The organism is Putridiphycobacter roseus, assembly GCF_003234935.1.
Taxonomy (GTDB): Bacteria; Bacteroidota; Bacteroidia; order Flavobacteriales_D; family Crocinitomicaceae; genus Putridiphycobacter; species Putridiphycobacter roseus.
In genome coordinates this window covers 823,051-837,874 of the sequence record NZ_QKSB01000001.1, presented here as the reverse complement: position 1 = coordinate 837,874, position 14,824 = coordinate 823,051, and the positions used below count along the sequence as shown (strand labels likewise).

The following is a 14,824-nucleotide window of genomic DNA, read 5'->3' as shown; positions in this document are numbered from 1 at the left end:
TGAGAATATAATATAAACAAAGGATAATGCACAAAGAATCAGCAATAAGAGAACCTTTAATACTTGGACATAAAACGTACCACGATATTACAGAGGACGTATGTCGCTCTATCGAAGGCAAGGCCCCAAAGGCTTGGTACATTATGTTCGGAATTGCACTTATAGTAGGTCTATATGGTGTTGGATGTATACTTTATTTATTAGGAACCGGTATTGGTACTTGGGGATTGAATAAAACGGTAGAATGGGCTTGGGATATCACCAACTTTGTATGGTGGGTAGGTATCGGTCACGCTGGTACTTTAATTTCTGCGGTATTACTTTTGTTCCGTCAAAAATGGCGTATGGCCATCAACCGTTCTGCGGAAGCAATGACAATTTTTGCTGTATTTATGGCAGGGTTGTTTCCTTTGATTCACATGGGGCGTTTGTGGGTTGGTTATTGGGTATTACCAATTCCTAATCAATTTGGGTCTTTATGGGTTAACTTTAACTCACCTCTTTTATGGGATGTATTTGCCATATCAACTTATTTGTCTGTTTCTTTAGTATTTTGGTATATTGGATTATTACCAGATTTTGCAACGATTAGAGATCGCGCTAAATCACCAGTAGCAAAAAGAGTTTATAGTGTATTGTCTTTTGGTTGGTCAGGTAGAGCGAAACATTGGAGTCGATTTGAAATCGTATCCTTAGTTTTAGCTGGATTGGCAACTCCTTTAGTATTTTCTGTTCACTCAATTGTATCTTTTGATTTTGCTACTTCAGTAATACCAGGTTGGCATACAACTATTTTCCCGCCTTATTTTGTGGCTGGGGCAGTTTTCTCTGGTTTCGCAATGGTGCAAACCTTGTTATTAGTCTTGAGAAAAGGGATGAAATTAGAAGCGTATATTCATACAAAACACGTAGAATATATGAATATTGTAATCATGGTGACTGGTTCTATGGTAGGTGTAGCTTACTTAACAGAGTTATTCATGTCCTGGTATTCAGGTGTGGAATATGAAGCATATGCTTTCTTAAATAGAGCAACTGGACCTTATTGGTGGGCTTATACTTGTATGATGACTGCTAACGTACTTTCCCCACAATTTATGTGGTTTAAAAAATTAAGAAGAAGTTTATTGTTTACTTTCTTTATTTCAATTATTGTGAATATTGGAATGTGGTTTGAACGTTTTGTGATTATTGTAACTTCCATTCATCAAGATTATTTACCATCATCTTGGAGTATGTTCTATCCAACTTGGGTAGATATTGGTATCTACATTGGTACCATTGGATTGTTTTTCGTATTCTATCTTTTGTATGCTAGATATTTCCCTGTATTAGCGATATCTGAAGTAAAAACAATTTTAAAGTCTTCGGGTGAATCCTACAAAAATGGTTCTGCGGAAATTCATACTAGTCATTCAAAGATAGTGCATACTGAAATGGAAGAAGTGGCTGTGGAAGAAGAGATAGTGGAAGATAAGTCTGAAAAAATTAATTCCTTAATCAGCAAAATTGGTGCTGGATCAATGGATAACAAAGATGATTTAAAATTAATTTCTGGTGTTGGACCAGTATTAGAAAAAACATTAAATAGTATTGGAATTTATTCATTTGAACAAGTAAGTAAAATGACTAAATCTGAATACGACTTATTGGATTCAATTACTGGATCGTTCCCAGGAAGAGCAGAAAGAGATGATTGGGCTGCTCAAGCTAAAGAATTAATGAACAAGACTAAATAAATAGAACATGGCAGATAGAGTAATATATGCAATGTATGATGATGATGATGTAACTAAAGATGCTGCAAAAGCATTAGTTGCGGATGGGATTCATATTTCAGAGGTATTTTCACCTTTTCCAATACATGGAATTGACCCAATTATTGGGGTAAAAGAAACAAGAATGGGAATAGTTGCCTTTATGTTTGGATTAACAGGGTTAACTTTAGCGCTTATTGGAATGCGTTATTTTATGATTGTAGATTGGCCTATGAATATTGGTGGTAAACCAAACTTTTCATTATTGGAAAATTTACCATCTTTTATTCCAATTACATTTGAGTTTACTGTACTTTTTGCTGCACACGGAATGGCAATTACTTATTTATTAAGAAACAAAACATTACCTGGTATGCCTGCAGATAATCCACATCCAAGAACTACAGATGATAGATTTGTAATGGAAATTAGATTATCGCAAAACACAAAATTTTCTTCTGAAGATTTACATGCCAAGTTAAAGCGTACACCGATTGTTGAAATCGAAGAAAAAGAATATAAAATTATTAAATAAGTTGATCATGAACAGAAAGTTTAAGACAATAAACATATTCACATTAAGTATCCTTGCATTAGGAGGCACTATGAGTTCTTGTGTTGGAGATTCAAATTCTCCAGGATTGGAATATATGCCTGATATGTATCGTTCTCCAGCTGTAGAGGCTTATGTTGATTATGGTCAAATTTTAGGTAAATATAATTTAGATATCGTGGCGGCATACAAACCGGGATTGGCACCAGCAGGAACAATTCCTACTACTAGTAATGCCATGAATGATTTGCCATACGAACATGGTGCACCAATTGGTTTTGATAAATCGCATGGATTGTATGGTATGCCTGTAGATAGTACAGGATATGCGGATGCTGCTGGAGATTTAAATCCAATTGCATATACGGAAAAGACTAAAAAAGAAGCAAAAGTTATTTATCAAAATTTCTGCATTCACTGTCATGGTGAAAAGGGAGATGGTCAAGGTACGGTTGTTACTAATGGTGGATTTCCGCCACCACCTGCTTATGGTGGTGCGCTTAAAGATTTATCTGCTGGACAAATATTTTATTCTGTAACTTATGGTAAAGGATTGATGGGGTCTCATGCCTCTCAACTGACCAAAGAAGAAAGATGGAAAGTAGTACACCATGTAGAAGAGTTACAAGGGAAAGTAAAAGAAGTAGAGGTAGAATTGTTATTTGATGCGAATACGGATACAGATGGGGATCATGTGATGGATAACATGGATGAGTGTCCTACGGTTGCTGGTAGTATTGATAACCACGGTTGTCCTGCGGTAAGTGAAGCAGTGGCGGCTGTATTAGAAGGTGCTATTCGAGGTTTGGTTTTCACCACTGGATCGGCTACAATTAATCCAAGTTCTTTTAAATCATTAAACGGGATTCGTGACTTAATGCAGCAAGATTCTACTGCTACATTAATTTTAAATGGTCACACAGATAATGTTGGTAATGCAGCTAGCAATCAAACTTTGTCTTTATTAAGAGCGAAATCAGTTAGAGATTATTTAGTGACGAATGGAATTGATTCTAAAAGAATTAATCCGATAGGATATGGCCAAACTAAACCTAAAGTATCTAACGATACTGAGGAAGGTAAATTGGCTAATAGAAGAGTAGAATTTAGATTATATTAATACAAGTTTTAATACAAAAAACACATGGAGTTTCAAATTTCAGGAAAAGCTAAGAAGTCAATCATTACCGCAGCGGTAGTAGGCTTGATATTGTTTTTAGTTGGTGTATTTACCAACAATGAACCAGAATATCTAAAGTCAAGAGTAATTTCAAATTTTTTAATTGATAGTTTATTCTTTTTATTCATTTCCTTAGGTGCCTTATTTTTCTTGGCATTACAGTATGCAACCGAGACTGGTTGGTCCGTTGCCATAAAAAGAGTTTTAGAAGGGGTGTCTTCCTATGTAATTATTGGTGCCATAACGGTTTGTGCTGTATTTGCTTACTTATCTTTTACAGATGGAGGTTATACTGTAAATGATCACGGTCATCATGTAGGTCACGTTTATGAATGGATGGATCATCATATGGTTGAAAATGATGCGATATTGCAAGGTAAATCAGGTTTCTTGAATAAAACATTTTTCTGGGGAGCTACTATCGTTTACTTCGCTATATATTTATTATTCTATAGAGGATTTAGAAAAAGAAGTTTACAAGAAGATTTAGAAGGTGGTACTAAATTACACTTCAAAAACTTTGCAAAAGCAGCTTTATTCTTAGTTTTATTTGGTTATACAAGTTCTACTTTTACATGGCACTGGATTATGTCTATTGATGCACATTGGTTTTCTACCTTATATGGTTGGTATGTATTTTCAGGTATGTGGTTAACAGCAATGGTTTGTACCATGTTGTTGATAATGTATTTAAAAGGTAAAGGACATTTAGAAAAGGTAAATGATAGTCATATTCATGATTTAGGTAAATGGATTTTTGCATTGAGCTTTTTATGGTCTTATTTATTTTTCTCTCAGTTCATGTTGTATTGGTATGCTAATATGGGTGAGGAAGTGGTTTATTACTTATTTAGATTTGAAAACTATAAAGTTATTTTCTGGGGAATGTTTATTATTAATTTTACCATCCCAATGCTTATCTTAATGTCTCGTGAGGCAAAACGTCATGCTGGAATTTTAATCGTAGTTTGTTTAATTATCATTGTTGGTCACTGGACAGATGTTTACATGTTAATAACGCCTGGTGTAATGGGAGAACATGGAAAAATTGGAATTATTGAATTGGGCTTATTTTTAGTATTTGCAAGTGGTTTTGTATTTTGGGTTTTAAATACCTTAACAAAAGCGCCGTTAATGCCTAAAAATCATCCTTATTTGGATGAAAGTAAACACCATGAAATTTAAATTAATAATAGATAAAATATAAAAGATAGATTATGTTGATCATTTGGATAGTAATAATTCTTGCTTTAGTAACTGTAGCTCAATTGTTGAGGGTTTCGGGAATTGCAAAAAAATTGCGCAATAAAAAAGAAGAGGATATTAGTGATGCAGATAACAATTTTAATGGAATTTTGTTATTGCTTTTTATGTTCTTTTTCCTAGGTTTTACCGTTTACTTTTTAGTGAAGTATGGTAATGGAATGCTTCCACAAGCAGCTTCTGAACATGGGTTAGATATTGATAGACTTTTTAATATTAACTGGATTATAGTTTTAGCTGTATTCTTTTTGACCAACGCTTTGTTGTTCGGCTTTGCTTTTAAATATAGAGGTAATAGTAAAAGAAAAGCTTATTATTTTCCGCATGACACCCGTTTAGAATTGTTGTGGACTATTGTACCAGCTGTAGTTTTAACTGTAATTATTATTTTAGGTCTAAGAACTTGGAATCACGTTACAGGAAAGCCTTCAGAGGATGCACAAATAGTGGAAGTTTATGGACAGCAGTTTAACTGGCTAGTTCGTTATTCTGGAGCTGATAATAAATTAGGTTTTGCGGATTATAAGTTAATTAGTACAGAAAACCCATTAGGTGTGGCTACACCAGAATCTATAGATGCTGCATTACTTAATATGTCTAATTCTATCAATGATTTGGACTTAGCTTTAAAGGCTGATTCATCTGGATTGGATGTGCATTCTGTTGAAGAGACGTATGAAATGCAATCAAGGTTAGAAAAATATATTCGTATACGTGAACGTATTGCTAAAATGAAAGCACAATATTCTAATTCAGACCTTACAGTGGCGGATGATGATATAGTTTCTAAATTAGAATTACACTTGATAAAAGGGCAAGAATACCAGTTTATTTTTAGATCTAAAGATGTGTTACACTCAGCCTATTTCCCTCACTTTAGAGCGCAAATGAATTGTGTACCTGGAATGCGTACTAAGTTTAAATTCAAACCTATTATTTCAACTGCTGAAATGCGTGAGATTAGAGGTAACGAAGATTTTAATTACGTATTAATGTGTAATAAAATTTGTGGAGAGTCTCATTCAAATATGAAAATGATTGTTGTGGTAGATGAAACACAAGAAGAATTTGATGCTTGGATAGCAGAGAACACAAAACTAGCAATAGCAAAAAACTAATTATTAAAATAACTAAAGAATTATAGATATGTCAGCAACAGCTCATGCACATCATAAAGATAGCTTTATCACTAAATACCTGTTTAGTCAAGATCATAAAATGATTGGAAAACAGTTCCTAATAACGGCAATATTTATGTCGATTATTGGAGTTTTCTTATCTGTTTTGTTTAGAATCCAATTAGGTTGGCCAGGAGAAAGTAGTAGTTTTTTGAATACCTTTTTAGGGGATACTTGGGCACCAGAAGGGGTGTTGAATAGAGGTATGTATCTTGGTTTGGTAACCATTCATGGTACCATTATGGTATTCTTTGTATTGACAGGTGGTTTGTCTGGTACATTTAGTAATATTCTTATTCCATTACAAATTGGGGCAAGAGATATGGCTTCCGGTTTTTTAAATATGCTTTCTTATTGGATGTTCTTATTGTCTTCTTTATTGATGGTATATAGTTTGTTTTTAGAAACTGGACCTGCATCAGCAGGTTGGACTATTTATCCTCCTTTGTCTGTTTTTGAACAGGCTATACCAGGATCTGGTAATGGGATGAATATGTGGTTAATTTCTATGACTATTTTTATAGCCTCTTCTTTAATTGGTTCTTTAAATTATATCGTTACTGTTTTAAACCTAAGAACAAAAGGAATGAAGATGACACGTTTGCCTTTAACAATTTGGGCATTCTTTGTTACTGCAATTATTGGGGTACTTTCTTTTCCAGTTCTTGTGTCAGCTGTTGTGTTGATGATTATGGATAGAACATTAGGAACTTCTTTTTATATTTCTGATGTGATTATTGGTGGTGAAATTATGGAGCAATCTGGTGGTTCTCCAATTTTATATGAACACTTATTTTGGTTCTTAGGTCACCCTGAGGTATATATTATTCTTTTACCTGCTTTGGGTTTAACTTCTGAAATTATTTCAACCAATGCTAGAAAACCAATTTTTGGTTATCGTGCAATGATTGGTTCTATTTTAGCTATTGCATTCTTGTCATTTATTGTATGGGGTCACCATATGTTTGTTACTGGTATGAATCCGTTTTTAGGTGGTGTATTTGTATTTACAACTTTGTTAATTGCGATTCCATCTGCTGTAAAAGTGTTTAATTACATTACTACATTATGGAGAGGTAATTTGAGATTTACACCTGCCATGTTGTTTTCTATTGGTTTGGTTTCTGCCTTTATCACTGGTGGTGTTACTGGTATTATCTTAGCCGATTCTGCTTTAGATATTCAAGTGCACGATACTATGTTTGTTGTGGCTCACTTCCACGTTGTAATGGGACTGTCTGCTATTTTAGGAATGTTTGCTGGTATTTACCACTGGTACCCTAAAATGTACGGGACTATGATGAATACCAAATTAGGATTTATTCATTTTTGGATAACTATAGTATGTGCTTACGGGGTATTCTTACCTATGCACTTTGTTGGTATTGGTGGTGCGCCACGTCGTTATTACGATTATAGTGTTTACCAAGAGTTTGATAGTATTCAAGGTCAGATGATTTTAGATTTAAATGTAGTGATTTCAATATTTGCGATTATTGGTGCATTGGGACAAATAATATTCTTATTTAACTTTTTCTATAGCATTAAAAAAGGTCAAAAAGCAGTTCAAAATCCATGGAAATCTAATACTTTAGAGTGGACAACTCCGGTAGAACATGTACACGGTAACTGGCCAGGTGAATTGCCTACAGTATACAGATGGCCATATGATTATTCTAAACCAGGTGCAGAGGAAGATTACATTCCACAAACTGTTCCTTTGAAAGATGGTGAAGAAGATCACTAGTCAATCGAAAATAAATTAATATAAAGCCTTGACATTTATCGTCAGGGCTTTTTTGTTTCCGTTTGTATATTCTCTGTAGACTTATCTTTTTGAAGCTAGCCCATTATATAAAAATTGACTACTTTTATACCAAATACGTACCCATTGGAATCATTTGATTATAGAGAAGAAGAGGAGCAACCCCAAGATGTAGACTTAGATCAGGTTTTACGGCCTAAATCGTTCAACGATTTTGCTGGTCAAAAAAAGGTGTTGGAAAATTTATCCGTTTTTGTCGAAGCTGCCAAACAGCGTAATGAACCGCTTGATCATGTTTTATTGCACGGACCTCCGGGTTTGGGAAAAACTACCTTGGCGAATATTATTGCCAATGAGTTAGGTGTGGGTATAAAAATTACTTCAGGACCAGTTTTAGATAAACCAGGTGATTTGGCTGGATTGTTAACGAATCTAGAAGAAGGAGATGTGCTGTTTATAGATGAAATTCACCGACTTTCTCCTGTAATTGAAGAATATTTGTATTCTGCCATGGAGGACTTTATGATTGACATCATGATTGATACTGGTCCAAGTGCAAGAACTGTTCAAATAGCTTTAAATCCATTTACTTTAGTTGGTGCTACAACGCGTTCAGGACTATTAACAGCTCCTTTAAGAGCTCGTTTTGGGATTAACAGCAGACTGGAATATTATAACACTAAAGTTCTCTCAAAGATTGTTTCTAGAGCTTCTAGTATTTTGGTTGTACCCATTGACGAAGATGCCGCCTACGAAATAGCAGGTAGAAGTAGAGGTACGCCTAGAATTGCAAATGCTTTATTGAGGAGAGTTAGAGATTTTGCGCAAATTAAGGGAAATGGTACCATAGATATGCCAATTGTAAAGTTTTCATTAGAAGCTTTAAATGTAGATGAAAATGGTTTAGATGAAATGGACAATAAAATATTGACTACCATCATTGATAAATTTGCTGGTGGACCAGTAGGATTAACTACCATAGCAACTGCGGTTGGAGAAAATGCCGGTACTATTGAGGAGGTTTATGAACCTTTTTTAATTCAAGAAGGTTATATCATGCGTACCCCGCGAGGTCGAAAAGTAACTGAATTGGGATATCGACATTTAGGAAGACAACTAGGAAGTTTTCAAGCAGGTTTATTCGGAGAGGAATAATTCAATTTAGTTAATCGATTATAAAATGCGGGAAGACATACCGTTTTCTGAACAAATAAAAGCGCAAGCATTAGACTTAGGTTTTATGTCTTGTGGTATTTCTGAAGCTACTTTTTTAGAAAAAGAAGCGCCTATTTTGGAGAATTGGCTCAATAATAACTATAACGGTAAAATGGCCTACATGGCCAATCATTTTGACAAGCGACTCGATCCACGATTGCTGGTGGATGATGCAAAGTCGGTCATTTCGGTGATGTTGAATTATTATCCAGAAAAAGACTTGTTTGCAGATGCTCCGCTCAAAATTTCCAAGTATGCCTATGGTCAAGACTACCACAGTGTGATCAAAGAAAAACTAGGTAGATTATTGGAATTTATTGTCGAAAATTCGGAAGAGGAAATCAATGCTCGGGTTTTTACAGACTCTGCACCAGTGCTAGACAAAGCATGGGCAGAAAGAAGTGGTTTAGGCTGGCAAGGAAAAAATGGCATGTTAATCTCCAAACAAAAAGGCAGTTTCTTTTTTGTGGGAGAAATCATTTTAGATAAAGTTTTAACCTACGACCAAGCAAGTACAGCTAACCATTGTGGAACTTGTACCAAATGCATTGATGCCTGTCCCACAGACGCCATTAAAAGCGCTAATGTTATTGATGGCTCAAAGTGTATTTCTTATCTTACCATAGAGTTAAAAGACGAAGTCATTCCCAATGCGTTTAAAGATAAAATGGAGGGCTGGTTTTTTGGCTGTGATATTTGTCAAGATGTCTGTCCATGGAATAGGTTTTCTACCCCAGCAAACTCAAGTGATTTTGTACCACATCCCGACTTGTCAAATACGGAGTGGACGGAGTTAACCGAAGATATATTTAGAGAAATATTCCGACACTCTGCCGTAAAAAGAACAAAATTTAAAGGGTTAAAACGCAATATTGGGTTTGTAAATACTATTTAAATATGAAAATGATTTTATACTGGATGTAAATTGTCTTGTCTAATAAAATCACATTCCTTTCTCCTTGAATAATTCTGAATCTAAAGCAGGATATTTTAAATCCATTTCTTCAAAAGCCTTGAGTACAATTTTAGCAATATGGTTTTCTTTTTCCCAGTTTCTGTCAGAAGGAATAATGTGCCATTCAGGTTGATTACATTTTTCAAAAATCTGTTCATAAACACTCATATAACTATCCCACTTTTTACGAGTTTCCCAGTCTTTGTCATTGTGTTTCCAATATTTTTCAGGTATTTCGATTCTTTCCGTAAGCCTTTCTAATTGCTCTTCTTTTGAAGTGTGTAGATAAAACTTTAAGATAGTTGTGTTATTCCCTTCAATGAGCAACTTTTCAAAATCATTAATGTGTTGGTAACGTTTTTCAATATAACTTTCCTCAAAATAACCCTCTATCGTTGGGACTAAAATATCTTCATAATGGGAACGATTAAAAACTTGAATCATGCCTTGTTGTGGTACATTTTGATGTATTCTCCATAGAAAGTCATGTGCAAATTCCTTGTCTGTTGGTTTTTTATACGCGTGTACTTTTATACCTAAAGGATTCACCCCACTAAAAACCTTTCTTGTGGCCCCATCTTTTCCAGAAGCATCCATTCCTTGAAAAATGATGAGTAAATTATGCCTTCCATCTGAGTACATACGTCTTTGAAATTCAACAATCTGATTGACTAGTTTTACATTTTCTGCTTTAATTTTTTCTTTTAAAGCTCTATCGTATGTTTTAGTAGTAGTATTGGCTAAAATAATTTTTGACATGGATATTTAATTAGAATATAAAACTAAGGATAAATGTTGCCAATTGGTTTATAAGAACTTGTTTAATTCGTCCATTTTATTTAAAAAATGGAAGTTAGTAGGCATATTTTGTGCGTTCTTTATCTTACCTGTTTTTCTACCAGCTATTATTAATCGGTCGTTTGGGGTTAAAATTTGTTCAAATTGATTCAAGTAATGTGAAATTTCTTTATCCGGGGGACATACTGTCCAGTGCATGATATATGTTAATTTTTCTTTTTCAATCTCATTAAGTATCGTTAGGGATTCAATACTAATGTTTGGACCTAAATAGATGACATTTTTTTTCTTTGCAATTAATTGGTAATTGATAAACAAGGCCCCCATATCGTGTATTTCGTTTAGAGGTAATAGAATTACAAATAATTCATCCACTTTTGCAGTAATATCTATCGATTCATTATCGATTGCAGCATATAGTTTTTGTCTTACTAAATTAGAAATAAAGTACTCATTAGCAGGTTGTATTACATTAGATTGCCACATCAGGCCAATTTTTTCAAACAGGGGAATAAAGACCTTTAAAAAAGTGTCGTAAAAGGAATGGCTTTCGGTACAATCTTTAAAAACAGCATTAAATTTGTGTTTATTTAGTTCCAACATGGCCACAATTAGCGCGTTAATTTTGATTTGAAAGTATTGACTTTGATTGCTAGGTAATGCGGCAATAGCTGAGTTTATTTCTTCCTCGCTAAGTTCAGCAATTTTTGAAATTTTATAGTTCGAGTTTTTAAGTATACTGATATTAAGTAATTTTCTTAATTCACTTAGCGGATAATTTCTAATGTTAGTTTCTGATCGAATTGGTTTGAGCAGGTGATAACGTTGTTCCCAAATTCGAATGGTATGTGCTTTTATTCCAGAAAGGTTTTCTAGATCTTTAATGGAAAAACTTTCTTGTATAAATGTCATATTTTAAAATTCAAACATTAAACCAATGGATGGTAATAAAGTACCTGATATGTTACTCAAGTATTTCCATTCATAAGAATTAGGCAGATTAGGATTAACAATTGGGTTTTCATTGTCATCTTTTACTACAGTAAAATATGGTGATAATTCTGTTTTTGAATTGTATACATTTTGTATATCAATATAAAAATTTAAGGCTGTTTTAGAAAAGTACCATTTTTTATCAATTCTAATATCTAATGCATGATTTGGTTTTAATCTTAGGGTATTCAACTGGTCATAGTTTAGAATTCCTCTCTGTGTAACATCCCAGACTGGAATAAGTGAAGAGACAGCAGTATTGTATGGTGTATAGGGTGCTCCTCCTGAAAATCTAAACTTCATACCCACTTGCCAATTATTTTTGAATTTTCTACCTACCGATACGGATGCGATATGTCTAACATCCCAAGCCGAGGAAATATAATTATTGTTGGCGTCTGTGAATTCAGAAACAACAAAGGTATATGAGATGATGCCAAAAAACTTTTTTCTCAATTTTTGTTGTGCAAAAACTTCTACACCGTAGGTTCTACCTTTTGAACTTGAGTTTACGGGTTCGTTACCTATCACTCCAAAGTCGCCGCCTAAGTTTGCTAAAGAAATACTATCGTTTAAAAGGAAAGGATAATTGGCATATTTTTTATAAAAACCTTCTAAGGTAATTTTACTGAATTCAGAAGGTCGGTACTCTAAACCTGCTACAAAATGATCGGCACGAATATATTGCACACCATTCGCTTTATTAACCAATTCATTTGCTTCATTTCTATAGCCTAATACGGTATATGCAGGTAATTGAAAGTAACGACCAATACTTGCATTAATCTTCCATTTATCAGTCAAGGCATATGAAGCGGAGAAACGGGGAGAAATTTGGTTTAATGGATTACTCATATCGCTGGAATAGGAATTGGCATCTGTTCTTATTCCTAAAGATAAGGAAAGTCGGTTATTGAAAATATTTCTACTGGTTTGTGCAAATACCCCATATTTGACAAAGTTTAGCGCTGAGTTTAAATTAATTTCTTTTACTGCACCATTAATAACTACACGATTAAAGGAGTTATTGTTATACTTTGCAGTCTCTACACCTGCGCCATATTTAACTTTAAATTTCCCTTTATTAAAAGTATGTTCGTATCTAAATTTATTTTCCATTTCTTGGGAAGTATAATCCAGAATTTTATTAGCAGGAGTTTCAATATTGTTTTGATACTTTTCAGATTTGTTATTCAGCATATTTCTACTGATTACAAAATTTTGGAAGCCCTTTCCTGTATAGCGCGTCCATTTAGCACCTACGGTATAATTCCATTGTGTACTTACAGGAAGGTACCCTAAAATATATTTATTTCTCTCTATTGTTTCCGCATCCGTTTCATTATCATTAACGCCTTCATTAAGTGAAAACTGGTCTATAGCGCCCAGACCAATAAAGGTTAGCTTATTTTTCTCGTTAATGCGATAAGTTTGTTTATACTGAAAGTCGTTGTATGCAGGTAAAAACGGTAAAGCCAAAGCTTTAAATAAAAACTCTAGATAGGATCTTCTTGCGGAGAATAAAAAGGATGATTTTTTACTTTTGCCTAAGGGACCTTCTAGCGTTAAACCCAGATCACTAGAACCAACAGTCAGGGTACCGTTAAATTTTTCATAATTACCTTCTTTTTGATCGAAGCTAATCACAGAACTCAGGGCATTCCCATTATTGGTTGGAAAAGCACTGGAGTAAAATTCTACTTGACGAATAAAGTTGACATTAATTAACCCTACTGGTCCACCAGAGGAACCTTGGGTAGCAAAGTGGTTAATATTTGGTACTTCAATTCCGTCTAAATAAAAACGATTTTCACTGGGTGCACCACCTCTAACTAAAATATCATTTCTAAATGCAGATGTTGCACCTACACCTGGGAAAGATTGTAAAACTTTAGAAATATCTCTATTGCCACCAGGATTACGCATAATTTCTTCTGCAGAGATATTAATTAAACTAATCGGACTTTCTTTGTTCACTTGAAATGGAGACGATCTAACTTCGACTTCCGTTAAACTATCACTCACTTCCTCTAAACTAATTTCTAATACAATAGGCTTTACTGGAGTAACATTAATTTCCTGGATAAGTCTAGACCTAAATCCAATGTAAGAAACGGATAGATTATAAAATCCTGGGGGAATATTGTTAATTTCAAATTCACCGTCTAAATTGGAAACACCACCAATTTCAGTATCTACTAAAAGTAATTTAGCAAATGGAATAGGTGCATTACTGATACTGTTCACTATTTTTCCTTTAATGACACCATTTTGTTGGCTAAATAGGCTGTTTTGTAGACAAATAATGGTCAATAAGAAAAGGGTAAAACGCATTTTGTTTAGTTTTTATACAAATATATTAAACAAAGATAACATTTTTACAATCGATTCAATACTTTTTGTAAATCTTCGGGGGTGTCAATATTAGGAGTTTCAATATTTGTTTCCGCTGTACGTATCTTTAAGTCGGCATTTAGCCAACGTAATTGTTCTAAAGATTCTAGTTTTTCTAGTGTGCAGACAGGAAGTTTTAAAATTTGTTTTAAGGTTTTTTCTCGCCAGGCATAAATACCTATATGTTTCCAAAAGGTAGTTTTATCTAGCCAATTTTCTTTGGCAACATTTGCTAAATAAGGGATTGGACTACGACTAAAATAGATGGCATTTTTAAATTGATCTAATACTACTTTTACTCGGTTCGGATTAAATAATTCACTTTCTTGGTCAAATGCTTTTACTAATGTGCCAATATTTACAGAAGGGTCTTCAAAAAGGTTTAATACTTGCTCAATTTGTTGGGGTTGCACTAATGGCTCATCCCCTTGAATATTAATGACAACATCAAAACCGGTATATTTTTCAATGATTTCACCACATCTTTCAGTACCACTTTCATGGGTGTTTGCAGTCATCATTACTTCGCCACCAAAAGAAACTACAGCATTAAAAATACGAGAGTCATCCGTAGCAACCACTACTTTTTGCACCATGTTTGATTTGCAGACTTGCTCATATACTCTTTGAATCATTGATTTTCCTTTAATATCAATTAAAGGCTTTCCTGGAAAGCGACTCGAATTGTATCGGGCTGGTATAATGGCTAAAACTTTCATTACTTACAAAAATAACACAAAAAAATAAGGCTGCTTTAATAAAAAGCAGCCTTT

General features: G+C 34.0%; 12 protein-coding genes. 8 read left to right on the top strand and 4 right to left on the bottom strand.

The features are described 5' to 3' along the window. Window positions 1-26 precede the first annotated feature (26 nt). The 8 genes from nrfD (at window position 27) to queG (ending at window position 9,806) form a co-directional block, all read left to right on the top strand. On the top strand, window positions 27-1,739 hold the full coding sequence (gene nrfD, locus DNU06_RS03520; protein WP_111061811.1) for an NrfD/PsrC family molybdoenzyme membrane anchor subunit: 1,713 nt from the start codon (window positions 27-29) through the stop codon (window positions 1,737-1,739). A gap of 7 nt (window positions 1,740-1,746) precedes the next feature. Further along, window positions 1,747-2,292, top strand: coding sequence for a DUF3341 domain-containing protein (locus DNU06_RS03515; protein ID WP_111061810.1), 546 nt, complete (start codon window positions 1,747-1,749; stop codon window positions 2,290-2,292). A gap of 7 nt (window positions 2,293-2,299) precedes the next feature. Beyond that, window positions 2,300-3,430, top strand: a complete 1,131-nt coding sequence (locus DNU06_RS03510; protein ID WP_146239138.1) for an OmpA family protein — start codon at window positions 2,300-2,302, stop codon at window positions 3,428-3,430. A 24-nt stretch (window positions 3,431-3,454) separates the two neighbouring features. After that, window positions 3,455-4,675, top strand: a complete 1,221-nt coding sequence (locus tag DNU06_RS03505) for a quinol:cytochrome C oxidoreductase (RefSeq protein WP_111061808.1) — start codon at window positions 3,455-3,457, stop codon at window positions 4,673-4,675. Window positions 4,676-4,707: 32 nt separating this feature from the next. Beyond that, window positions 4,708-5,871 (top strand): cytochrome c oxidase subunit II, encoded by a 1,164-nt coding sequence (locus DNU06_RS03500; RefSeq protein ID WP_111061807.1) that lies wholly within the window; start codon window positions 4,708-4,710, stop codon window positions 5,869-5,871. A gap of 28 nt (window positions 5,872-5,899) precedes the next feature. After that, the gene (locus DNU06_RS03495) at window positions 5,900-7,678 is read left to right on the top strand and encodes a cytochrome c oxidase subunit I (protein WP_111061806.1); all 1,779 of its coding nucleotides are present in this window, start codon (window positions 5,900-5,902) and stop codon (window positions 7,676-7,678) included. 144 nt (window positions 7,679-7,822) lie between these two features. Next, window positions 7,823-8,851 carry a Holliday junction branch migration DNA helicase RuvB gene (ruvB, locus tag DNU06_RS03490; RefSeq protein WP_111061892.1) on the top strand — a complete coding sequence of 343 codons (1,029 nt, stop codon included), beginning with the start codon at window positions 7,823-7,825 and terminating at the stop codon, window positions 8,849-8,851. 25 nt (window positions 8,852-8,876) lie between these two features. Beyond that, window positions 8,877-9,806 carry a tRNA epoxyqueuosine(34) reductase QueG gene (gene queG, locus DNU06_RS03485; protein ID WP_111061805.1) on the top strand — a complete coding sequence of 310 codons (930 nt, stop codon included), beginning with the start codon at window positions 8,877-8,879 and terminating at the stop codon, window positions 9,804-9,806. A gap of 48 nt (window positions 9,807-9,854) precedes the next feature. On the opposite strand, the gene DNU06_RS03480 is transcribed toward queG, so the two are convergent. The 4 genes from DNU06_RS03480 to kdsB are packed head-to-tail and all read right to left on the bottom strand — an operon-like array spanning window position 9,855 to window position 14,770. Next, the gene (locus tag DNU06_RS03480) at window positions 9,855-10,625 is read right to left on the bottom strand and encodes a PPK2 family polyphosphate kinase (RefSeq protein WP_111061804.1); all 771 of its coding nucleotides are present in this window, start codon (window positions 10,623-10,625) and stop codon (window positions 9,855-9,857) included. Window positions 10,626-10,673: 48 nt separating this feature from the next. Beyond that, entirely contained in the window at window positions 10,674-11,576 is a 903-nt protein-coding gene (locus DNU06_RS03475) for a MerR family transcriptional regulator (protein WP_111061803.1), read from the bottom strand. A gap of 3 nt (window positions 11,577-11,579) precedes the next feature. Beyond that, window positions 11,580-13,991: a TonB-dependent receptor gene (locus DNU06_RS03470; RefSeq protein ID WP_111061802.1), complete on the bottom strand. Its 2,412-nt coding sequence runs from the start codon at window positions 13,989-13,991 to the stop codon at window positions 11,580-11,582. Between the two features lie 44 nt (window positions 13,992-14,035). After that, window positions 14,036-14,770 (bottom strand): 3-deoxy-manno-octulosonate cytidylyltransferase, encoded by a 735-nt coding sequence (gene kdsB, locus DNU06_RS03465; protein ID WP_111061801.1) that lies wholly within the window; start codon window positions 14,768-14,770, stop codon window positions 14,036-14,038. Between the last annotated feature and the right edge of the window lie 54 nt (window positions 14,771-14,824).